Here is a 21,998-nt window from a genome sequence, read left to right as displayed (position 1 = left end):
CTGGTCTGTCTGGTCCGTTTGCTTCGTCTGGTCCGTCGGCATGGTGCCGTCTCTCCTCCCGCCATTCGGGAGCGAACGCTCCCATATGCGGACGCCACCCTAGTATGGGAGCGATCGCTCCATAACTGGGGTAGACTGGTGCCATGGCCCGGCCGAGGGAGTTCGACGAGCGGGAAGTGGTCGCCAAGGCGACCGACCTGTTCTGGCGGCGCGGCTACAACGCCACGTCCGTCCGCGATCTCGGCGCCGAGCTCAAGCTCACCCAGAGCAGCCTGTATCGCACGTTCAGCGACAAGCGCGGCCTGTTCCTGCGCGCGCTCGATCACTACCGGGCGACCGAGACCACCCAGGCCGACGAGTGGCTGAGCCGGTCCGGGCCTGTCCGCGAGGTCCTGCGCGACTGGCTGATCTGGATGGTCGGCGACGAGGCCGGTCGTGGTTGTCTGGTGGTCAACACCGCCACCGAGCTGGGCGCCGGCGACCCGGAGATCCGGCGGGAGACCGAGGCGGCGTTCGAGGTCACCCGGGAGGCGCTCGCGTCTGTGCTGCGCCGCGGCTGCCGCGACGGCGACCTGCCGGCCGATCTCGACCTCGACGGCGCCGTGGAGCTGCTGTTCACGACCGTGCTCGGGCTGCGGGTGCGGGAACGCGCCGGCCACGACCCCGCGCGCCTGGCCAGGAGCATCGACGTCGCCGTTCAGGCACTTGCCGCCTGCCGCAGAAGACCTTCCTGACGCCCCCGCCGCCGCTGACTCCCCCACATGCCGCGCTCGACGCGCCAGCCCCGCGCCGACCCCCGGCACGCGAGCCGGGCGGTGTGGGGGCGGTGTGGCCGTAGCTGGCCGCTGTGCGGAGCGCTGTGGGCGCGACACCGGCCTTTGTGATCGGTATCACAGCCGAGCGGTGTCACGGATTTCCTCCGGTCGCCGTCTCCGCTGCGGGTGACGGCTCACGGTGTGAAGGGGTGAGGGATGGGATGACGTGCCGGTCGTGGGAGGCGTCCCGGCGGCGGACGGCTCCGAGCCCGCGCTCGGCAGCGGGGAGAGCGGCCGCACCGCGGTGGAGCCGGGTCCGTCCTGGCGACGGTGAGGAGTAGCCGATGGGCGCATCGTCCACCCCGTACGCTCCCGCGTCGGCCAGGGGTGCCGACCGTACCGGCGATGGGGTCGAGTTCCGGTTGCTCGGGCCGGTAGGCGTCTGGATGGACGGCGACCTGCTCGGGCCCGCCGTCCCGAAGCAGCGCTCGGTGTTGGCGGTCCTGCTGCTCCATCTGCGGCAGGTGGTGCCCGTGGACGGGTTCGTCCAGGCGATCTGGGGGGAGACGCCGCCACCGCAGGCCCGCAACGCGCTGAGCGGCTACATCTCGCGGCTGCGCCGGGTCCTGGCGGGGATTCCCGGGGTCGAGTTGACGACCTCGCGTCCCGGTTACCGCCTGGACGCCGATCCGATGCGGGTGGATCTATACCGCTTTCGCCACCTGGTGCGGACGGCGCGCGGCCACGACGTGGCGCAGGCCGGGGACCTGCTCCGGCAGGCCCTGTCGTTATGGCGCGGGCCGGCGCTCGCGGACGTGGCCGGAGAGCCGCTGCCGCGCGGAGCCGGCGCGACGCTGGAGGAGGAACGCCTGGCCGCGCTGGAGGACCGCATCGCCGCCGACCTGCGGGCCGGCCGCCACCGGGAGGCGCTCACCGAGCTGCCGGCGCTCATGGACGCCCACCCCTTACGGGAGCGCCCGGCGGCGCTGATGATGACCGCGCTGCGCCAGGACGGCCGCCGCAGCGCCGCGCTGGAGGTGTTCCGCGACGCCAGGCGCAGGCTGGTGGAGGAACTGGGCATCGAGCCAGGCGACGATCTCCAGCTCCTCCACCGGAGGATCCTGCGTGGTGAGCCGGTCAACCTCACCGCGTCTCAAGAGGCGGGCGAACGCCTGCCCGTCCCGGCGGAAGTCCCCGCCGGGGTGGCGTCCTTCGTCGGCCGGGCCGCCGAGGTGCGCCTGCTGCGGGACGCCCTGACCGGTGACCCGGCGGAGACCGGCGCGCCGTGGGTCTGCCAGATCAGCGGGATCGGCGGCGTCGGCAAGTCCACGCTGGGCGTCCACGTGGCCCGCGCGGTCGCCGGCTCGTTCCCCGACGGGCAGCTGTACGCCAACCTGCACGGCGCGACCCCCGATGTGGAGCCCACCCGGCCCGTGGACGCGCTCGGCCGGTTCCTGCGCTCGCTCGGCCTGGCCACCTCGGCGGTGCCCGGTCAGGTGGAGGAGGCGGCGGCCCGGTTCCGTTCGCTGACCGAGGGGCGGCGCATGCTGATCGTGCTGGACAACGTGCGTGACGCCGCCCAGGTGCGGCCGCTGCTGCCGGGCAGCCCGAGCTGCGCGGTGCTGATCACCAGTCGCAGGATGCTGGCCTCGCTCGACGACACCGTCCGGGTGTCGCTGGACGTCCTGTCCGCGGCCGAGGGGCTCGCGCTCCTGAACAGAGCGGTGGGTGCGGCGAGGATCGCCGCGGAGCCGGACGCCGCCGCCGAGCTGGTCCGTCTGTGCGGCGGCCTGCCGCTGGCGTTGCGCCTGGTGTCGGCCCGCCTGGCGGCCCGGCCGACGATGACCGTGGCGGCGATGGCCCGGCGGCTGGCCACCGCACGGCGCCGGCTGGACGAGCTCCAGGCCGACGACCGGGCCGTACGGGCCGGATTTCAGGGCAGCTACCAGGACCTGCGCGCCGATCCGACCGGCGTCGCGGCGGCCCGGGTGTTCCGGCTGCTGGGGCTGCTGGACGGGCCCGACGTCGAGGTGGCCGTGGCGGCCGCGCTGGCCGGCGCCTCCGAGGAGCGTACGCGGGCGCTGCTGGAGCAGCTGGTGGACGCCCAGTTGGTGGAGAACCACGCCCCCGACCGCTACCGCCTGCACGACCTTCTGCGCTTGTTCGCGCGAGAGCGAGCCGAAGAGGAGGACTCACCGCGGGAGCGCGCGGACGCCGTGGAGCGCGCCCTGCACTGCTACTTGGCGACCGCCCGGACCGCACTCGGGTTGTCGAACCAGACCAGAGCGTGGCGGACCGGCATAGGCCCGCAGGAACTCTCCCATCCAGGCATAGCGCTGCGGCCCGCCGACGAACTCCACGCCTGGGTGGACGCCGAGGAGGACAACCTGCTCGCGGCCGTCGCCCAGGCGCTCGGCACGCCCGCCGCCGAGCTGGCGGTCGCCCTGGCCGCGAGCCACCGCGCCACCGGCCGCCTGGACGACGCGGCGGACCTGCACCTGCGCGCGCTGGAGATCAACCGCGAGATCGGCGACCTGTGGGGCAGACGTCGAGCCTGAGCCATCTCGGGCTGGTCCACCAGCACGGCGGACGGTTCGACGCGGCCATCGACCTCCACGTCCAGGCTCTGCGGATCGTCGAGGACGTGGGCAGCGCGGTGGACCGGGTGTCCGTCCTGGTGCATGTGGCCGAGGCGTACCGGCTGGCCGCCCGGCCCCGGCAGGCCGTGGACCACTACCGGCAGGCGGAGCTGCACTGGGGGCTCGGCCTCGCCCTCCACGACGCCGGCGACCTGGCCGAGGCCCGGGACGCCTGGCGCAGCTTCAGCACCATCCTCCACCGCCTGCGGCTGATCACCGCCGACGAGATGCGGGCGATCGACTCCGGCCCGCCGCCCCCGGCCACGCCGCAGGCGATCCGGCGGCAGCTTTGAGCCCGAGCCGCGCTGGTGACGAGGCGCGGGCGGCCGGCCTGAGCCGGCGGTTCCCGGCCGGGCGCGCGGCAGCCGCGGACCCGGCCGGTATGAGCCTCCCGGCCGGAGACCAGGAGCTAACAGACGCGGACGGACTTGGGTCCATTGCGAATGTCGGCCGGCCGCATCCAGCCGACCGCCTTCGCGTTCTTGACCTTTCTGACGTAATACCAGGTGGAGCTCTTGCCGGAGACGGCCGGCTTCTTGCAGACCAAGGTCAGTGGCTCGTTCCGGCAACGTGGATCTCCGTTGTCTTGGACTGGCTGTAGATGTACGAGGGGTTCTTGCAGGTGGCGGTAGCGGACGCGGCCGCCGGGACGACACCGGCGATCGTGGCGGTCGCGACCGCGGACGCGACCGCGAGCATCCTGCCCGCTCCCCGGCGCCGCTTCGCCGTGCCTTTCTCGAGGTCTTGCATGGAGCCGACTGCCTTTCTCCTGATCGGAAACGTGGTCGGCGACAAGACGGGGGCGAGTGTCCGATCGTGACAGCGCGGCCCCGATGTGACGCGAATCACCCGGCGGTTGGAACCGGCTCGGGCACGACCGCACGCGGCGGCGTTTCAACGGGATTTCAATGCGTTTTCACCGCCGTGGTGAACGGTGGCGAGAAAAGGCTTGCGGCTCCTTCGTCCGGCGGTCGGGCGAAGGCTCGCCAAATGACTCAGGGACAGTCGTACAGAGAGAGAATGATGTGTCGCACCACGGGGGACGCTGGGGACCGCAGGGACGACCGGGGCACGGCCCGCCACCGGCCCAGAACGTCCCGCCGCCCGGCCATGGCCCGGCCCAGAACGTCCCGCCGCCCGGCCATGGCCCGGCCCAGAACGTCCCGCCGCTAGGCCACGGCCCGGCGCAGGCCCCGGGCCACCAGGTGCCCGGGCAGCCGAGTCCCCCGCTGCCGGGGGTGCCCTACGGTGCCCCGCCATCCGGCAACCGCAACAGCCCCGTGCTCATCGGCGTAATCGTGGCGCTGTCGGCGCTCCTCCTCCTCGGCGGCGGCGCCTTCGGCGCGTACGCCTACCTCAACGCCGCTGCCCCGGCGCCCACCCTCATCGCCCGGACCAGCTTCCCGCCATCCGAGCCACCGCGGTCCGAGCCACCGCCATCCGACCCACCGCCATCCGACCCACCATCATCCGACCCGCCGCAGTCCGAGCCGACGAACTCCTCCGAGGCCGAGCCGTCCGCCACGCCCAGTGAACCCGCGCCGGAAACTCCGCTCGACCACACCGAGTTCGGCGACTGGAGACTGACCCTGGGAGACAAGCGATACCAGGCGGACAAGGTCGGCGGCTGGACGTACGACTCGTGCGGCCCGGTGGACGCCGAGGGGGTGCTGGCCGACAACGGGTGCGAGAGCGCCGTCCAGCTCGCCTATTCCGCCAGCGGCGGCGCCATCAGGGCGGTGCAGGTCATCATGTCGTTCCCCAGCGCCAACGCGGCCAGGACCGCCGCGGCCCGGCTGGCCAACGCCAACGCCGACAAGGCGGTGGCCTGGCGGAGGAGCAGCGCCCACAGCTCGTACGGCTACGGCAAGGTCCACTCGGGCGCGTACCGGAACTTCGTGGTCGTCACGATCGTCACCGCCACCAGGACGGCCGCTTCCAAGGCCATGGGTTTCCACCGCTACCTGCAGGCCGACCGTGGCGTCTATTTCCTGATAAAACGCGACACCGCCGTCACCAGTTAGGCCAAGAGGGTTCCGACACCGGTCCGAGATCCGGAGGCGCGACGATGGTCATGACCCGGACGGGCAAGGTGGCCCGGTTAGGGGGATTCGTGGTCTTGTTCCGCCGGGTCCTGGGGTTCGCTGACGGTGATCTGTTGCTGTCCGGAGTGGTCGTGGCCGCGGTGCTGCTCGATCCCGCCCGCCGCGCCGCCGTCCCGCTGGGCCTCGCCGTGCTCGGGGCGCTGGCGCTGCCCGCACGCGGGCGATGGCCGGTCGCGGCAGTCCTGATCGCGTGCCCGGCCTTCTGCGGGGTGCTCGCGTCCGGCGGACTGCTGGTGGCGGCCTGCGTTCCGGCGCTGGCCGCGGTCCACACCGCGGCCGTGCGCGGGCGCCGCGCGACCGCCGCCTTCGGAGTGCTCGCGGTAGTGGCGGGCGCCGCGCTCTGGCCCGCCGCGGGCGCGCCGGCGCGGATCGTCTTCACGGGTACGTGGGCGGCGCTGTTCAGCGGTGCGCTGCTGGCCGGCGCGGTCGTCGCCGCGCGGCGCGAGACGGCCGCCGTCCGGGAGCGGCAGCGGCTGGCCGAGGAGCGGTTGTGGCTCGCACGCGAGGTCCACGACGTGGTAGGGCAGAGCGTGACCAGCGTCGCCGTGCAGTCCGCCGCCGCGCTGCACCTGCTCGGCGACCGCGAGCCGGACCGGCCCGAGCTGCGTGACGTGCTCACCGGCATCCGTGACACCAGCAGGGCGCGATGCGCGAGCTGCGGGCCACGCTGGGATGGCTGCACGGCGAGCCGCCGGGCCTGGACCGGCTCGGTGCGCTGGAGGCGGCCATGCGGGACGCGGGCCTGCGCGTGACGGTCGTCCGCGAGGGGCCCGACCGCCCCGTGCCCGCCGCCGTGGGTCACGCCGCCTACCGGACCGTTCAGGAAGCGCTCAGCAACGTCCTGCGCCACGCGGCCCCGGGCACGACGGCCGAGGTCCGGGTACGCCGCGGCGCCGGCCTCACGATCACGGTGACCGACGGGGGCGGAACCGCGACCGGCGCGGCGTCCGCGGGCGGCGGCGGCCGGGGGATCGAGGGCATGCGGGCGCGCGCCGAGCACCTCGGAGGCACGCTGACGGCCGGGCCCGGCGAGGACGGCCGGTTCACGGTGACGGCCCGGCTGCCGGCGGAGTCCGCGTGATCAGAGTGGGGCTGGCCGACGACCAGGAGCTGGTCAGGAAGGGCTTCCGGCTGATCGTCGACGCCTCGCCGGGGTTCGCCGTCATGGGCGAGGCGGCCGGCGGCTAAGCCGCGGTGGCGCTGGCCAGGAACCAGCGCCCGGACGTGCTCGTCATGGACGTTCGCATGCCCGACCTCGACGGCATCACCGCCACCCGGCTCATCACGGCCGACCCCGAGCTGGCCGGGGTGCGGGTGGTGGTCCTGACCACGTACGCCGACGACGCCAACGTCTACGCGGCGCTCCAGGCGGGCGCGAGCGGCTTCCTGGTTGTGGCAGCGGCTGCACGAGGTGCTGCTCGATCGCCTTCGTGCGGCCGACGCGCTCGACTTCTCCCGGGCTGCGGTGGACTCTTCGCAGATCAGGGCGTTAAAAGGGGGGCGCAGACCGGCCCGTCCCCGGTCGATCGAGGACGAGCCGGCAGCAAACATCACCTGATTACCAAGGCCACCGGCGTCCCGCTCGCCATCATCCTGACCGGCGCCAACCGCAACGACGTCACCCAGCTCCGCCCACTACTGGACGCCATCCCCAAGGTGCGCGGCAAGCGCGGTCGACCCCGCCAACGCCCGGACGTCGTACTGGCAGACCGAGGCTACGACCACGACAAGTACCGAAACCTCGTACGTGAGCTGCAGATACGCCCACTGATCGCCCGCCGCGGCACCGAACACGGCTCCGGCCGCGGTAAACAACGCTAGGTCGTGGAACAGACCTTGTGCGCCGCGAGGCGCTCTGTTGTATCCCCGGTTGAGCCGGGAAGGACTTGGAGGGAGGTTTCTGGGTGAATGGCGACCTGGATCCGAAAGGTGAAGGGGACAATAGCATGCCGGGAAATCCGGCGGCCGGGTCCAGTGGTCAGGGACGGGGTGCCGACGGGGCCCGCGTGATATGGCGAAAGCTGAATTGCCTGAATCCTAATCTCCCGACGATGCAAGTTCCCATCCGCCGGAAAGACCTCTGAAACCGGTGCCGTGCTCTGCGTTGGGTTCGATTGTGGCCGCTGCAACCTCTGGAGTGCGGGGCGACGCCCAGCGAGGGTGTTCAAGGAGATGAGTGGGGCGCCTACGTCAGGCTATTACGTGCAACAGAGACGAACGCGGGATCGCCTGTCGGGCGCGAGCCCTATGGCGACGGAGGCCTCGTAGTAGTCGCCGGAGTCACGACCGGTCAGGGAGGGCGGGAAAGCCGCCTGCAGGGCGAAGGAGGCCAGGTGATCGGACACCAGCCCGATCGGGAGGTATGCGTAATGCGGCGGGAGGCCGAGCGGAATAGGACCAGCCCCGGCTGACACCTCGCCGCTCGGCCGGCCCATCCGCCCTGCCGCACGCCTTCCGCCGGCTGCGCATCAGCTGGGATGTCCGCGCCGACATCCATGAGGCCTTCCTCAAGCTGGCCTGCGCGCTCATCTGCTGGCGGCTCGCGGCGCGGGCCGCAGGTCGCGTGAAGGCCGAGAAGATCCTGGCTGAGCAGGTCAGGCACACGGTAGATCTGCTGTTGGACCGCTCTCGGGTGCTCGCCGGACGGGTCGGCGCCGGCAGGGCCGCCGTGGTGGGTCTGTGCTACCGGCTGGCCGACGGCAGCGCGCAGGTGGTGGCAGCCCGCGGCCTCGGAGTCACCGCCGGCTCAGCGTCGTGACCGAAGCTCCGCCGACCGTACGCACAGCCCCACGTCGCATCCCGCCTGGCCCATCGATCCGGTCACGCCGGTACCGGTCATTCGCAGGGCTGGGGCCCCGCGGCGCGGCGGAGCCGGTTGGCGATCGCCAGTCCCAGTCAGAGGCGACGATGAGGTTGCACCCACGCTGGTCGAGCTCGCGCAGGGACCCGTACAGCCCGCGCGCGTAGGCGGCCATCGAACCGGGCACCGCCACCACGGCATGCGCCTTCACCAGGGCGTCGGCGAAGGATGGAGGAAGAAGGACCCCCGCCTGGTGTCCTACCTCTTGCGCGAGCTCCGCTTCGGCGACGACCTTCTCGGGCTCGACCAGGACGACCCGCGCACGCGGCGCGTAGTGCGACGAATGCTGGCCCGGCACCCGGATGCGGCTCGTCAAGCGGACCGCGAGCCGGCGCCCCAGCGCCGCTTCAAGGTCTTCGCGCGTCACCCCGCCGGGCCGCAGGACGCTGGGGATCTCACCCGTGGCGTCGACGATGGTCGACTCGACGCCGACCTGACAGAGCCCGCCGTCCAGCACGAAGTCGACGGCATCATCGGGCGCGCGCTGCGTTCCCGATGTGTCCAGCACCAAGCCCACCGAGTGCACCATCTGCCAGACGTCCTTTGCTTGATGGTGCAGGGAGCTCACCGACGTGTGCAGCCGAAGGGTCGATGAGGCGGAGTGCCCGCCGACAGCCATGATGCCTTGGCTCGCGGTCAAGGCGGAGTCGGTCGAGGCGATGCCGGATGCGTGACATGTTCACCTATGAGTCATTTACGCGCTATATCGCGAAACCACGTGTGCGCCAGGATTTGGGGGCGGCAACGCGGGTTCGAGGAGAAGGATCGTGACGACCGATCAGAGGCACCGGGGTGGCGCCAGCGGACGGTTTCTGTGGGAGTTCGTCAGGGCGCCCATGCGTACGGCGGCGGTGCTGCCCAGTTCGGTGGGGCTGGCGGCGCGGATGGTGGCGGGTGTCCCCGAGCGTGGTGAGCCGGTGGTGGTCGAGCTGGGGGCGGGAACGGGCGCCTTCACCTCCGCCATCCAGGAGCGGCTCTGCGGGCGGGGCAGGCACGTCGTGGTCGAGCTCAACGACAGGTTCGCGGCGGAGATCGCGCGAGCGTACCCGTCGGTCGAGGTGGTGTGCGATCACGCCGTACGCCTGCCCGCTGTGCTCGCCGAGCGAGGCGTCGGGCCGGTGGACGTCGTGGTCAGCGGTCTGCCCTGGATCGCCTACACCGGTGCGCCCCCGCTGATCGAGTCGGTGGCGCGGGCTCTCGCACCGGACGGGGTCTACACGCAGTTCGCCTACAACTGGACGCGCTGGGCGACCCCTGCGCGGCGACTGGTCGACGGCCTGCGGACGGAGTTCGAGGAGGTCGTGACGACTATGACGGTCTGGCGCAATCTGCCGCCCGCGATGGTCTACGTGGCCCGCCGCCCTCGGGCGGCGCAGGCCGCACCGTGACCGCGTTCCGGGACGGCGGCGGGCGGCGAAAGTAGCCGTCAGGAAGGCGTCGGTTCCTGGAGTCCGCACAAGGGCCGGGGTGACGGCCCAGCACGACGCGCGTGGAGGAGCTCATGCCTGTTGTCCGCTCGAGCCGGGAGACCCGTGCGTCCTGGGAGCTTTCCAGGTCGTGGCTCGCTTCCTCGCGGGCCTCCTCTGCAGAAGCGCGTGCACGACGGCGGCTCTCTGCGTCTCGATGACCTGCATGCGCCGGCGCCGCCGCGGACCTTGTCGTCGCCCTGCATGTCGGTGATGTAGAACTCCCTGGCGTCGCCCAGGTCCAAGGTGAAGCCGTCCTTCTGCCGGCGCGCGTCAGCTCGGCGGAAGTCGACCAGGACGCCACCCGGTTCGGCCGGCGCCAGCGGTGAGCTCTCCCCCTGGCTGGGGGAAGGCTCGCTCTCACCCTGAACGGGCGCGGTCGAGGCCGGTGCGGGCGCACTCGCCGCGGGTCCGGTGGTGACGGTGCTGGTCACCCTGTCCAGAGCGGCACCGCCGGCACCGCTAACGAACGGGGACGGCGAGCTCGCGGCCGCGGTAGAAGCCCTCCCGCTCCTCGACGACGTACGGTGCCATGACCTCACGCCGGTGCGCCTCGCCCTCGGACGTACGCCAGGCGTCACAGTCTTCCTTGGAGTCCCAGAACGACACCCCGGTGATCTCCTGCCCGTCTTCGGACCAGTACGCGTACGCCTGGCGCAGGCCCCGCGGGTACGGATCCGGGCGCCACGCCCGTTCGAACTCCTCCAGCGTGCCCGGCCTGATCCGGCGCGTCGTCACCCAGACGAACTGCTCCCTCATCGCGGCCTCCTCCGAAACACGATTCGGCTTGATGGCGCTCTCCCCACCATAAGCCGCCGCTCCCTGGGAACCGGCCCCGCCCCGCGTGAGGGTACAGACCTCCGGCTCAAGGGGGGATCATGCCAACCCGATGGCCCGGTGGCGGTGTTCGCCGACCAGGCCGGTCCAGCCACTCCCCCGAGCGGTGCGGACCGGTAGCGTGGACGTCCGCACCGTCGAACACCGCCACCACCGATCGAGCGAGGCCATCGGTGAACCGTGCGACAGCGTGCGACGCAGCTCGTCTGCTCATCGCCGGGGCCGACTGACTGATCCTGTTATGCCTGGCGCAGTTGCTGGGCGATCCAGTCGTAGACCAGCGCGGACGTGTGAGCGACGTTGCTGACGCCGCAGTGGTGATCGGCGCCGTCCGCAGTCGTGAGGGACACGAAGTGCTTGGGGGCCCGCAGCGCCTGGTGGAATCGGTGGGCCTGTGCCAGCGCCGTCTGGGTTTCGCCCTCGGCAACCAGGCTGAGCGTCGGGCAGGCGATCTGCTCCTCCATTCCTTCCAGGCTGAAGTTCGCGGCGTGCGTCAGGAACGCATCCAGTGAGGTCACGCCGTGGTTCCACAGCAGGTAGTTCTCGATCATGGCTTGTGTACTCCAGCTGGCGCGCCTGACCCGTTCCGATGGATCGTCGTACGAGCCACCGGTGGTCGCCCCCAGGACCAAGCCCAGTAGATCACGCTGCGGGGAATTGGCCACCAGCGCCTTGATACGCCGGTCGTGGGCCGCCGCGCGGGGAGCGAGGTAGCCGCCGAAGCTGAGCCCATACAAGGCAAGCCGATCGCCGTTCACAGCCGTGCGGTTGAGGGCGTAGTCCACGACTGCGCTCAGTGGCACCTCCGCATCCGGCCGGAAAGCCAACTCCGGATGTGACAGTTGCAGGCCGCGGTGACCGGGACCGTGAAAGACGATGACGTTCAAACCTCGCCTGATCGCGTCGGGAACCCCGCCAAGCAGGTACATCTCCTCCCCAGCGCCGTCCATGCCACCGCAGGCGATCACTGTCGGCCGTGGCTTGCCATCGTCGGCGACGGCGAACAGGTAGCCAGGTAGTGCCACGCCGTTTTCGTAAGGGATCGAAATCTTCTCGGCCGGATGCGTCATGAGCTGCGCGGCAGCGTCGAACTGCGCGAGGCTCTCCTCGTAGAACCTTCGGCGCTGGGCCGCCTGAGTCGCCGGGAAATAGAACTCGGCCGCGCGCAGGTAGTTGTAGGCTCGCAGAAATGCTTGGCGTGCGGTGGCATGTCGTCCCGCGGCCAGCGCCTCTCTTGCCTGCGCGGCGACCCGCTGTCCCAGTTCGGCCCAAGCGTTGATGTAACTGTCGCGATCGCCGCCACTCGGCGGCGCCTGGCGCGCGACATGCAGGACCTCTCCCGGGGAGGCTCCACCGTACGGTGCACTGGCGAGCGTTCGCATGTACTGAAAGTCCAGTGCGGCGTCAGGACTGAAATTCAGCCGGTTGAACGGGGCAACGTCGTCAGCCATCGGTTCTCGACTCTCTAGTGGACCTGGGTGGTGTGTCCCGAGCAGCGTAGGTTGATCGTAGGCTGGCGATCAATCAACAAAGGTGCGGCAAATGCTGCATATGCAACAGATAGGATCTAATGTCGCATAATTTGCCGTCGCGGCCGCATGGTGACATCAGAGTCCAGCGAACGCGCCAACGACTCCGTGCCGCGATCCTGGAACTTGCGGATCGCGATGGTTATGAAGCGATCACGATCGGTGACATAGCAGCCCTGGCCGAGGTGAACCGCGCGACCTTCTATCGCCACTACGAAGACAAAGAGGACCTCGCCGTAGACGTCCTCGTGCAGGTGGCCGCGGAAACCGGCCGGATGGCCCCGATCCTCGGCGGGTCGGCACCGGTCGACCTCGACTCCAGGATCGAGAGCGGGGAACGCCTCTTCGAGCACTTCGCACGGCATCACCGGCTGTATCGTCCGCTTCTTGGCTACTCTCGCAACCGGCGCTTCATGATGCGGGTGCGCGGGCTGCTGGTTCCCCTCGTCCGCGCTCGGATCGACGCCGCGACCGACGGCGCCTGGTCACCTCGCGAGTGGCCGCCAACGTCCGAAAGTTCCACGCCTCGGGAGGCCCCGATGCCTCCAGAACTGGTCCCCGTCTTCGCCGTCGAATTGCTCCTCGGCGTGGTCGCCTGGTGGCTGGAGCGCGGCGTCCCCTATCCGCCGCGGCTGATGGCCTCCTGGTTCATCCAGTTCCTCTTCCCCGGATATTTCGGCGTCGTTGGTCTTGAGCATCTCCTTCCCGGCGGTCCGCAGACCGAAGGCCCGCCGCCGCACGAAACTTGAACCGTCCAGTCGCCAAGCGAGTGACGGAGAGACACCGTCGCGCTGCGCACGGATACCTCCTGTCCTGGATCGACCGAGTACGGCTGACATCCACGAACCAGGCGACCTAGGCACCGCAAGTTGGGCTCGATCGCCGGTGCGGCGAAGGCACTCTACGTCGTCTGGGCACTCCTCGTCGCGTGGCGACGATCTGACGCGGCTCGATGGACTACCCGAGACGAATCACTCTGACCAGCGGCTCGTGGCTTATCGAGAAATCCCGGCCGTGTGCACCCGAGGCGGTTGCCGAGAACGCCGATCAGCTGACCTGCGTTCGCCGTCCAAGCATCCCCCCGGCGCCTCGGCTGGATCCACGTCCGGCATGTGTCTAGTCCCATGAGACGCCTGACGTTTCTGTCCCATGACATCCACGACAGGTGATCTAGGAAACATGGTCGACCTTGCGGGGCCGATGAGCTTTGACGTTGCGGACCGGTAGATCGGTGGTGCGATGCACCGTGCGCGGACCCTCGTTGAGATCGATGGTCAGCGTGGTGTCGCTGACATGCACGGTGACGACCCGGCCGACATACAGCCGTCCCAGGGAGACGGTCTGCCGGGCCACCATGATGACGCCGAAGGAGTTCGCGCGGCGCTGCACCGTGATCGGTGACCGTGCCGGGACCGGCGGCGGGCCTGCCGGGCGGGCGCCGCGCAGTTGCAGGCACTTGGCCCAGATCAGCGGGTTCGGGCGGGTGCGCAGCAGCTGCCGGGTGTCGGGGTCGAGGAACATCAAGGTCTTCTCCTCGATCCGGATGGTGACCCGGCGCCCGCCCAGGATCTCGGCCGCCAGCAGATAGCGGCCGGCCAGGCTGACCATGCCGTACTTGTTCACCGTCCGCTCCACCTCCACCACCGCGTCACTCTCGGCCTGCGGCAGCGGCGACGGCCCCGCCGCACGGCCACCACCGGCGAACAGGCGGGCCAGATCGTTGGTCGACAGGTGCGAACGCAGGCTCTTCAGCCGCACCCCGCCGACCAGCAGATGGATCACGTTCACATCCGCCCAGAAGGTGATCACCTGACCGGCGCGGGCCGGGCCGAGCCAGAACTGCTTACCCGCCACGCCCAGGTTGCCGCTGGCCGGCACCACACGCTCGAACTCGATCGGCCCGCCCGACCACGCCGCCGGTCGCGTCGGCTGTTCGGCCACCGGCATGCCTTCGTTGCTGCTCTTGCGGCGCTCCGGCGCCGCAGCACTGGCATCGGCCGCCGCATCGTCTGGCGCGTCGTCCACGGCAGGCGCTGGGTCCGGCTGGGCGGTCAGGATGGTCGGCAGGCGCAGCGGCAGCAGCTCCCGCTCAGCTGGGCTCACCGGCGTGAACCGGTCGGCGGGCACCGCCATGTCCAAGCTCTGATGCGGCCGGGCGGTGTTGTAATGCTCCACCCACGCATCCAGCTCCGCCTGAAACGCGGCCAGGTCCTCGAACGGTCCGGCACCGTCCAGCAGCTCGCGGCGCATGCTCTGATGGAAACGCTCCACCTTGCCCGTCGTCGTCGGTGAACGCGGCTGAGTCAGCCGATGCACGATGGCGTTGTCCCGGCAGATCCGGTCGAACAACACCTCACCGCCATGGCCGAACCGCGCGGTGAACTGCTTGCCGTTATCCGTCAGCACCTCACCCGGAGCCCCGAACGCCCGCAGCGCCTCGGTGAAGGCCAGACAGACCGCCCGGCCGGTGGCCCGCACCACCGCCTTGGCGATCACACAGAAACGTGAGTGGTCGTCGACACCGGTGACCACCTTGACCTCACGCCCGTCCGCCAAGAACACGCCGCCGACGATGTCCAGCTGCCATAACTCCATCGGTGCTTCACGCTGCCAACGCCGGAAGACTTTCCTGCGCCGTCCCGCACCCGGCTCGATCAGGCCGTGACGCTTCAGCGCCCGATACACGCCCATCCGCGACGGCGGCGGATCGATACCGCGTCGCCCGGCTTCATGCGCTAACCGGACCGGACCCCACCGCGGATGCTGACGCCGCAACTCACAGACCAGCACCTCCACCTCCGCCGGCATCTGCGACGGAGACGAGTGCGGGTCGTAGGCGATCAGTGATCGGGTGATGGGCTGGCCGGTGTTGCGGTTGTGCCAGATGGCGGCGGTCAGGGCCAGGATGCGCTGGGCGATGCGGGCTCCGACGCCGATGGCGGTTCGGGCGCCGTGAAGCTCCAGGTCGAGTTGGCCTTTGAGTGTGTCGTTGACGGACTCGATGAGCTGGCGGATGGGCTTGAGCAGGTGCTCGCCGGGGCGGGGTGTGCGGTTGCGGTAGGACGGGCGTAACAGCCGTACCCCGCGTTCGGCCAGGAAGGCGTCCAGTTCGGCGGAGATGTATCCCTTGTCGGCGATGATGAGCAGGCCGGGGCGCTCGGCCACGAGATTCGGGTCGTGTTCGATGAGGGCCATCAGCACCTGGCGTTCGTCGATGTTCGGGGTGGCCAGGGCCCACGTGACGGGTAGTCCTGCTGGGGTGCAGATCAGATGCAGGCGCAGGCCCCAGAACCAGCGTGAGTGGGAGCGGCAGTAGCCGTAGCCGGCCCACCCCGCGAGCTCGGAACGGCGGGCCGTGGGGCGGGATCGACCGCACTCGACCGGGGTGGAGTCGGCCACCCAGATCGGGTCATCCCACAGGTCGGTGTCACAGGCCAGGGCCCGGATCGCTCGTTTGAGCAGGGGCAAGGCCTTGTGCAGGCGCTTGTTGTAGCCGGACTGGCCGGGCAGGTACGGAAAGGCGCCGGGCAGATGTGCGGGGACGTAGCGCAGCCAGCGAGCCTGGGAGTGCACGCCGAGCAGGACCTGGGCCACCGCCAAAGTCAGCAGCTCGGCATCGGTCAGTCGAGGTGGTCGTCCTAGCCGGGGTGATTCGCCCAGCCAGTCGTCGATCCTCACGTACAGTGCGGTCAGAAGGGTGTTGAGGTCGTTCGTCACACATCGATCCTCGACACCCTTCGTCGTACCTGCACTCCAAACGACTTAGGACTTACTCGTCTAGTGCGATCAATGGTGACGACTGCAGTGAAGGACGTGGCGGTCTTATCTGGGCGACCAGTCCGCGGAACTGCTTGAGCCAGTTGAAACAGCGCTCGACGACATTACGGCGTCGGTAGCCGGGCTGCTGTCCGGTTTCGTACCGTGTCGGGTGCGGTGTCTCGCCGTGGAGGCAGTGGCAATCCACGACCTCGGCCTGGAAGGATCGGTTCCGGCTCTGTGGCGCCGGTCCGCCGACCGGCCATACCTGCGTGGTGAAGCGACCGAGCAGATCGGCCCTGAAGCGGCTGCTGACGTAGGGAGAACGGCTACCTCGCCGAACGGATGCTTCCCGTCAATGGCATGCGGTTCCCGGTCATGCCTACACGGGCGCGCAGGCCCCGGCGCAGACACGACCACACCTGCTGATCCATCGGCGGTGTGCGCATCTGACCGGCTCAGCGAGGGGACAGCCCACCCGCAAACGGCGGCGCCAGAGGCTTTTATTTGCACGCCCGGCCTGTGATGTCATGCTGCTCGCCCCCGTGGCGCAACTCCGCCGAACTTGGAAGCAAACCGTCGGGGCCGGAGTGGCCCGATCAGGTCAGGCCAACAACCATCGTGTCACCGCCTGAAACGACCACGACCGCACCGGGCGCGAGCAGCAGCGACACAGGATCACCTGGCGAGGCGAAGTTTACCGGGATGCGTCGCGTGTCTCCGGTGTCCCACGGCGTGAGGAGGACCACGACGCCCGCGCCGGACGGATCCGGTCTCGTCGTGACCACAGCTCGTGCCAGTGGGAGGTCCGCCGTGGGGTGGGGCACTTCCCGGGCCAGGCCGACGACCGATACCGAGGCCGTCCTCACCTCACCTGCCTCGAACGGCTCCCAGCGGTAGTCCGAGGACTTCTCGCTGTCGGGAAGGGTCAGGGACCCCTCGCCGGTGAATGGCGCGGTGCGCAAGTCCCACCCGTCGAGCCCGGCGCGGTCGTCCGTGAGCACCCGCCCGTCGGCCTGAGCGAGCACCATCCCATAGTCCTTCGGCTGGTTCTCGCCGCGCCAGGTCACGGCCACCGCCTGCGCGTCCACCGAGGGCAGTAGGTGGACGAACCGCAGGTCGATCTTTGCCGTCCGCTGGTGCCGCCACACCTCAGATCCGGTCTGCGGGTCCAGGCCGAGCACGGTGACCTGCAGCTCGACGGGGCCGAGCTGGCCTCGACGGAGCTTGTCGTCGAGGTCCTGCCCGCAGAATGCGGCCACGGCTACCACGTCGCGCAGCATGACAGGCATGGCGTTACGAGGGTAATCGAGCACGCTCGGCGCCTCGACGCAGCTCTCGGGAAGCGTGTGCTGCCACCGCGCCTTCGAGGTGTCCAGGTCCCATCCGGTGACGCGGAATCCGTCCTCTGACCAGGTAACGGCGATGTCCTGCCCGAGCGCGAACAGGCCATGCCACTTCGTCACGCCATACAGTAAGTCTTGCGCGTAATAGGCAATGTCTCCCCATGCGTCAGGATGTACGGCCCGCAGTTCGCCGGTCGCCGCGTCCAGCACCACGAGGTGGTCGGCCTGATTTGCCGCCTTCTCGCCCGGCCAGAACGCGATGGCCACCGTGCGACCGTCGGGAGAGGCCTTGACGTCGTATGCCCGCGCTCCAGGCCGGCGATAGTGCCATCGTTCGCGGCCGGTTGTGGTGTCCAATGCCACGACGCCGTCGGGGACCTGCACCACGACGCCGCCGCCGGCCGGGACGACATCGGGCTCGCGGACGCCCTCCGGTGGCTTCCATCGCCAGGCGACCTTACCCACCGTCTCCGGAACCGCCGCGGGCCGCGCGGCCTCGTTCGCCGTGGTGGCCTCGGTCCACAGGGGCATCGTGGCAGCGACATACGTCAACGCCATCACGGCCGCCGCCGTGCCCATGCCCGCCCCCGCCATCACGACCTTCCCAGCGGCCGAACCGTGATCAGGAGTGCCACTCGCATGCAGCGTCAGCCCGATCAGCGTGATCGTCGCGCCCACGACGAAGGCGAAGTCCCGGAACTCGGGGAACCCCGACCCGATCGCTGCGAAGGCCCGCTGCCCGCCGCCGAACGCCAGGATTGCCATCGCCGCCGCGCATATCCACGCCCGGCGACGCACGATCACGGCCGCCTGGTTCACCATCCATTTGGCCTTGTCCACCGCCGGGCCTTCGGCTCGCGCGAGCTCCGCGGTCGTGACCACTACCTGGACCTGCGCCACGACCAGTCCGATGAACAGCAGCGCCGCTCCGATGAACAGCACCGTCATGAGACCCGGCGGGTCCGCGTCACGTGCCGCCGAGTGCCAGAGGACGTACGCCCATCCCGTCAGTGCCGCTCCGCTCAATGTCAACCCGCCGCCGAACCACGTCCAACCCACCCGATACTTGATCACGGACGAGAGCATAGACAGCTCCACAGGAGTGCATACGCCGGCTACAGGAGCTCCTGCACCTCTGGCGCCAACAAACACGATCGCTGACACCCGTTTGGGCCTACCTGCTCGCCGACCGTGACGAGGCCGGCCCATGGCAGGAGCGCGTACGGCAGGCGCGGCCAGCGCGCCGGATCAGCCTGCTCATCGTCGCCGACAAGGGATACGTCTCCGCCGAGCTGGACGCATTCCTGGCCGAACGAGGTGCGCGGCTGCTGCGTCCGTCCTACCGCAATCGCACACCTCACCCCGGCGAGCACTTGCTGAAGCCGATCCGCCAGCTCATCGAATCGGTCAACGACACCCTCAAAGAACAACTCGACCTCGAACTCCATGGCGCACGCACCGTGACAGGGGTCCGGGGCCTGCATCGCCCAGCGCATCCTGGCCCTGGCCGCCGCCATCTGGCACAACCGCGCTACCGGCCAGCCCATCACCCGATCACTGATCGCCTACGACCACTGACCCGATTTAGGACTTACTCGTCTAGCGGCGCGGTCGGCGTCCCGATCGCCCGCGCCCTGCGCTTCAGCGTCTTCTACGGGGCCTCCGGCGATCCGACGGCCGAGCGGATCCGGCGCGGGCGGCTGCCCATCCCCGAGGGCGGTCTCATGTCCCGCGTCCACGTCCTGGACGCGGCCGCCGCCACCCTCGCCGCCCTCGAACGCGGCCGCCCCGGCCAGGCGTACAACATCGTCGACCACGAGCCCGCCAGCTGGCGCGACTACTGCCGCGCGGTCGCCCGGGCCCTCGGCGCTCCCACTCCCAGGGCCGTGCCCGCGTGGGTGTTCAGGGCCATGCCGTACCTGCACCCCGTCTTCACGGGCTCCTACAGGGTCGCGAACGCCAAGGCCACAACCGAACTCGCCTGGGACCCGGCCTTCCCCACCTACCGCGAGGGAGTGAGAGCGATGGCGACCCCGTGACCGGCGTCCGCAGGTGTCGCCGCCCCCGGCGGCCCGGTGGCGGGGCGCGCTCGGAGAGCCCGTCCGAGCCACGACGAGCACCGCCGGTTCTGCTCTCCTGGCCGGCCAGTAGCACGGCCAGGAGGGCGGCGATCAACCGGCCCGGGTCCGCCGTTCCGGCGTCACACCGGCCGGGCGGCCGGGTCCGCGTCCGGCGATGAGGTTGGTCGCCACGGCGGCGGCCTCCTGTACGGCGGCGACGAGGTCGCGCTGGGAGCGGCCGAAACGGGCGGCCGGCGCCGAGACCGTGTAGGACCCAGCCGGCCGGCCGTCGCGGTCGAAGTACGGCGCGGACGCGCAGCACAGGCCCGGCCGGAACTCCTCCAGGTCAACGGCGTGGCCTCGCCGCCGGATGGCGGTCAGGTCGGCGTGCAGGAGGTCGGGGTCACACTGGGTGCGCGGGGTGAGCCGCCGTAGGCGGTCGCCGCGGAGCACGGCGTCGGCCTGTTCGGGCGGCAGGTGCGCGAGCACGGCCCTGCACGAGGCGCGGGCGTGGACGTCCCCGGTGTACCCGACGTCGAGCCCGCCGATGCCGGGCGCTCGCTCCGCGGAGACGAACCGCAGGAGTGTGATGTCGCCGTTGACCCAGCCGCTGACGTAGGCGGTCTCCCGAGTTCGCAGGTGGAGGCGGGTGAGGACGGCGGACAGCTCTGGCGGCGGCTCCAAGCCGGCGTGCAGCCGCCGTCCGAGCGCGGCGCCCCCGGGTCCGATGCCGAGCTTTCCGCCCGGCAGTCGCGTGATGTGCCCGGTGGCCTTGAGGGTCCTGAGTATGTGGTAGCAGCGGCTGAGGCTGAGACCGAGCCGCTGGCTGAGGGTCCTGGCGGTGGCCTGGCCGTCCATGTCGGCAACGGTCCGCAGGACGTCGAGCCCGCGTACCAGGGTTTGGAGCACGCCGTCGTCGTCGGCGGTGAAGGGCTCGGTCATCGTGACTCCTCCATGACGGGTTCCGGAGCAAGAGGGTTTTCGACTATCCGGAATCCGGCGGTCGTGGCGTGGAAGGGGCTGAGGTGGCCCGCCATGCTCCCGGAAAGGCGTGGATGGGAGGAGACATGGCCGCGGTTCGTCGGTTCAGCCCGGCGGGGGTCGCTGCGCCCATCGGGCGGTATTCGCAGCTGGCCGTCGTGCCGGCCGGCGCGGAATTGATCTTCATCTCGGGTCAGGTGGGTGTGCGGGCCGGCGAACCGGCTGGTAACGCGTACGCCCAGACCCGGCGCGCGCTGCTGGCCGTGGCGGACCTGCTCGGCACGCTGGGGCGGGGGCCGGAGTCGGTGGTAAGGCTGTCGACGTTCGTCGCGGGCACTGGCAGCCTGCCCGGGTTCTACCGGGCCCGGGACGAGCTGTTCGACCGGTGGTATCCGGCGGGGGACGTGCCCGCGCATTCGCTGGCCGTCGTCGCGGGCCTGGCCAGGCCGGACCTGCTGGTGGAGATCGACGGCGTCGCGGTCATGGGCGGCTGAGGGAGGACACGCATGCTGACGCGGGAGGGGTTCCGCGCCGAGTTCCCTGCGCTGCGCGAGCGCGCGTGGCTGGACACGGCGGCCTGCGCGCCGGCGGCGGCCGGTGTGGTGCGGGCGCTGCGGTCGGCCCTGGACGCCTGGCTGGCCGGCGAGTTCCGCTGGTCCGACTGGGACCTGGCGCCCGCCGCCACGAAGAGCGCCGTCGCGAGGCTCCTCGGTGTCGGCGAGGAGCGGATCGCCGTCATGGGGTCGGTCGCCGAGGCCGCGGCCACGGTGGCGAAATCGCTCCCGCCCGGCCGGATCGTCGTGCCGGCCCAGGAGTTCCGCAGCAACCTCTTCCCCTGGCGGCAGTTGCACGGGGGTGACCACGAGGTCGTCCTGGTGCCGGCGCGGGACGGCCGCACCCGTACCGAGGACGTGGTGGCGGCGCTCGACGAGCGGACCGTGCTGCTGGCGGTGAGCGAGGTGCTGTCGCTGAACGGCCACCGCGCCGATCTGGTGGCGCTCCGCCGGGCCACGGACGAGGTGGGCGCCCGGTTGTTCGTCGACGTGACCCAGTCGCTGGGCGTGCTCAGGCTGCACATGGGCGAGGTGCGGCCCGATTACCTGGCGGTTCACGGTTACAAGTGGATGTTGTGCCCGCGGGGCGCAGCCTGGCTGGTCACCTCCCCCGGCCGGGCCGAGGAGCTGGCGCCGCTGCTGCCGAGCTGGCGGTCGACCCCAACGCCGTACGGGTACTTCGGCGGGAGTCTGCGGCCGGCCGAGGGGGCGGCTCGGTGTGACACCTCGCCCGCCTGGCTGGCCTGGGTGGGTGCCCTGCCGGCGCTCGACCTGCTGCTTCGGCTCGACGCCGAACAGGTCGAGCGGCACTGTACGGACCTCGCCGCGCATTTCTGTGCGCAGGCGGCCGACCTGGGCGCCGAGGTGCTGACCGAAGCCGGCGAGAGCCACATCGCCGTGGTGCGCGTCGCCGACCCGGACGCCGTGGCCGCGCGGCTGGCCCGGGACGCCGTCCGCGCGACCCTGCTCGGCGACCGGCTCCGGGTCGGCTTTCACCATTTCAACGACGACGGCGACGTCCGGCGGGCCGTGAACGCGCTCCGGAGCGGCTGACCGGCCGGGACCGCTCCGGAGCGGGCGGCGGCCGTCCTGTGCCGCCGGCCGCACGGG

Annotated in this window: 18 protein-coding genes and 6 pseudogenes; 16 read left to right on the top strand and 8 right to left on the bottom strand. The window is 70.6% G+C overall.

Annotation, left to right across the window (positions count from 1 at the left end; translation table 11 throughout):
- The first annotated feature begins 143 nt into the window (after positions 1-143).
- From C1J01_RS04840 to C1J01_RS49570, 3 genes are all read left to right on the top strand, one after another.
- Positions 144-734: a TetR/AcrR family transcriptional regulator gene (locus tag C1J01_RS04840; protein WP_111176374.1), complete on the top strand. Its 591-nt coding sequence runs from the start codon at positions 144-146 to the stop codon at positions 732-734.
- A 365-nt stretch (positions 735-1,099) separates the two neighbouring features.
- Positions 1,100-3,313, top strand: coding sequence for an AfsR/SARP family transcriptional regulator (locus C1J01_RS04835; protein WP_111176372.1), 2,214 nt, complete (start codon positions 1,100-1,102; stop codon positions 3,311-3,313).
- Positions 3,292-3,687: a tetratricopeptide repeat protein gene (locus C1J01_RS49570; protein WP_181448577.1), complete on the top strand. Its 396-nt coding sequence runs from the start codon at positions 3,292-3,294 to the stop codon at positions 3,685-3,687. The genes C1J01_RS04835 and C1J01_RS49570 overlap by 22 nt, the downstream gene beginning before the upstream one ends.
- A gap of 256 nt (positions 3,688-3,943) precedes the next feature.
- On the opposite strand, the gene C1J01_RS48990 is transcribed toward C1J01_RS49570, so the two are convergent.
- Complete coding sequence (locus C1J01_RS48990; protein ID WP_146615470.1) at positions 3,944-4,144, bottom strand: hypothetical protein; 201 nt, start codon at positions 4,142-4,144, stop codon at positions 3,944-3,946.
- Between the two features lie 530 nt (positions 4,145-4,674).
- On the opposite strand from C1J01_RS48990, the gene C1J01_RS49565 reads away from it, so the two are divergent.
- The 7 genes and pseudogenes from C1J01_RS49565 to C1J01_RS04785 all read left to right on the top strand — a co-directional run bounded on the left by C1J01_RS49565 (position 4,675) and on the right by C1J01_RS04785 (position 8,257).
- Positions 4,675-5,418 carry a hypothetical protein gene (locus tag C1J01_RS49565; RefSeq protein ID WP_181448576.1) on the top strand — a complete coding sequence of 248 codons (744 nt, stop codon included), beginning with the start codon at positions 4,675-4,677 and terminating at the stop codon, positions 5,416-5,418.
- Positions 5,419-5,552: 134 nt separating this feature from the next.
- On the top strand, positions 5,553-6,251 hold the full coding sequence (locus tag C1J01_RS04815) for a histidine kinase (protein WP_181448575.1): 699 nt from the start codon (positions 5,553-5,555) through the stop codon (positions 6,249-6,251).
- Positions 6,227-6,580 carry a sensor histidine kinase gene (locus C1J01_RS04810; RefSeq protein WP_181448574.1) on the top strand — a complete coding sequence of 118 codons (354 nt, stop codon included), beginning with the start codon at positions 6,227-6,229 and terminating at the stop codon, positions 6,578-6,580. The genes C1J01_RS04815 and C1J01_RS04810 overlap by 25 nt, the downstream gene beginning before the upstream one ends.
- 152 nt (positions 6,581-6,732) lie before the next feature.
- Positions 6,733-6,831 (top strand): annotated as a pseudogene (locus C1J01_RS51905) (DNA-binding response regulator); the annotation flags it as partial.
- Positions 6,832-6,847: 16 nt separating this feature from the next.
- A pseudogene (locus tag C1J01_RS49560) lies at positions 6,848-7,317 on the top strand (transposase); the annotation flags it as partial.
- A 628-nt stretch (positions 7,318-7,945) separates the two neighbouring features.
- Positions 7,946-8,053: pseudogene (locus C1J01_RS04790) on the top strand (IS5/IS1182 family transposase); the annotation flags it as partial.
- Between the two features lie 9 nt (positions 8,054-8,062).
- On the top strand, positions 8,063-8,257 hold the full coding sequence (locus tag C1J01_RS04785; protein ID WP_220039735.1) for a carbonic anhydrase: 195 nt from the start codon (positions 8,063-8,065) through the stop codon (positions 8,255-8,257).
- Here the strand turns inward: C1J01_RS04785 and C1J01_RS04780 are convergent.
- Positions 8,235-8,876, bottom strand: a complete 642-nt coding sequence (locus tag C1J01_RS04780) for an L-threonylcarbamoyladenylate synthase (protein ID WP_220039734.1) — start codon at positions 8,874-8,876, stop codon at positions 8,235-8,237. The genes C1J01_RS04785 and C1J01_RS04780 overlap by 23 nt on opposite strands.
- 250 nt (positions 8,877-9,126) lie before the next feature.
- On the opposite strand from C1J01_RS04780, the gene C1J01_RS04775 reads away from it, so the two are divergent.
- The gene (locus C1J01_RS04775; protein WP_235854255.1) at positions 9,127-9,747 is read left to right on the top strand and encodes a class I SAM-dependent methyltransferase; all 621 of its coding nucleotides are present in this window, start codon (positions 9,127-9,129) and stop codon (positions 9,745-9,747) included.
- A 540-nt stretch (positions 9,748-10,287) separates the two neighbouring features.
- Here the strand turns inward: C1J01_RS04775 and C1J01_RS04770 are convergent.
- Together C1J01_RS04770 and C1J01_RS04765 are read right to left on the bottom strand one after the other, a co-directional pair.
- Positions 10,288-10,584, bottom strand: a complete 297-nt coding sequence (locus tag C1J01_RS04770; RefSeq protein ID WP_111176360.1) for a hypothetical protein — start codon at positions 10,582-10,584, stop codon at positions 10,288-10,290.
- 317 nt (positions 10,585-10,901) lie between these two features.
- Positions 10,902-12,113 (bottom strand): alpha/beta hydrolase family protein, encoded by a 1,212-nt coding sequence (locus tag C1J01_RS04765; RefSeq protein ID WP_111176358.1) that lies wholly within the window; start codon positions 12,111-12,113, stop codon positions 10,902-10,904.
- Positions 12,114-12,232: 119 nt separating this feature from the next.
- On the opposite strand from C1J01_RS04765, the gene C1J01_RS04760 reads away from it, so the two are divergent.
- Entirely contained in the window at positions 12,233-12,940 is a 708-nt protein-coding gene (locus C1J01_RS04760; protein ID WP_111176356.1) for a TetR/AcrR family transcriptional regulator, read from the top strand.
- 871 nt (positions 12,941-13,811) lie between these two features.
- On the opposite strand, the pseudogene C1J01_RS54055 reads toward C1J01_RS04760, so the two are convergent.
- From C1J01_RS54055 to C1J01_RS04750, 3 genes and pseudogenes are all read right to left on the bottom strand, one after another.
- Positions 13,812-15,029 (bottom strand): annotated as a pseudogene (locus tag C1J01_RS54055) (integrase core domain-containing protein); the annotation flags it as partial.
- Positions 15,021-15,908, bottom strand: a pseudogene (locus tag C1J01_RS51895) (IS982 family transposase); the annotation flags it as partial. The pseudogenes C1J01_RS51895 and C1J01_RS54055, both read right to left, overlap by 9 nt.
- A gap of 638 nt (positions 15,909-16,546) precedes the next feature.
- On the bottom strand, positions 16,547-18,367 hold the full coding sequence (locus C1J01_RS04750) for an outer membrane protein assembly factor BamB family protein (protein WP_181448573.1): 1,821 nt from the start codon (positions 18,365-18,367) through the stop codon (positions 16,547-16,549).
- Between the two features lie 164 nt (positions 18,368-18,531).
- Between C1J01_RS04750 and C1J01_RS54050 the strand changes: the two are divergent.
- A pseudogene (locus C1J01_RS54050) lies at positions 18,532-18,871 on the top strand (transposase family protein); the annotation flags it as partial.
- A 146-nt stretch (positions 18,872-19,017) separates the two neighbouring features.
- Positions 19,018-19,332, top strand: a complete 315-nt coding sequence (locus C1J01_RS04740; RefSeq protein WP_111176350.1) for an NAD-dependent epimerase/dehydratase family protein — start codon at positions 19,018-19,020, stop codon at positions 19,330-19,332.
- Positions 19,333-19,464: 132 nt separating this feature from the next.
- Here C1J01_RS04740 and C1J01_RS04735 read toward each other — a convergent pair whose 3' ends face one another.
- Positions 19,465-20,295, bottom strand: a complete 831-nt coding sequence (locus tag C1J01_RS04735) for an IclR family transcriptional regulator (RefSeq protein WP_111176348.1) — start codon at positions 20,293-20,295, stop codon at positions 19,465-19,467.
- A gap of 125 nt (positions 20,296-20,420) precedes the next feature.
- Between C1J01_RS04735 and C1J01_RS04730 the strand changes: the two genes are divergently transcribed.
- Both C1J01_RS04730 and C1J01_RS04725 read left to right on the top strand, forming a co-directional pair.
- The gene (locus C1J01_RS04730) at positions 20,421-20,828 is read left to right on the top strand and encodes a RidA family protein (RefSeq protein WP_111176346.1); all 408 of its coding nucleotides are present in this window, start codon (positions 20,421-20,423) and stop codon (positions 20,826-20,828) included.
- Positions 20,829-20,840: 12 nt separating this feature from the next.
- A complete protein-coding gene (locus C1J01_RS04725; RefSeq protein ID WP_220039733.1) occupies positions 20,841-21,941 on the top strand; it encodes an aminotransferase class V-fold PLP-dependent enzyme in 1,101 nt (366 codons plus the stop codon).
- Positions 21,942-21,998: the final 57 nt, after the last annotated feature.

The organism is Nonomuraea aridisoli (assembly GCF_003236395.1).
In the GTDB taxonomy this organism is placed as follows: Bacteria; Actinomycetota; Actinomycetes; order Streptosporangiales; family Streptosporangiaceae; genus Nonomuraea; species Nonomuraea aridisoli.
Note: the sequence above shows the minus strand (reverse complement) of the source record. Positions and strands in the feature narration are given on the sequence as shown.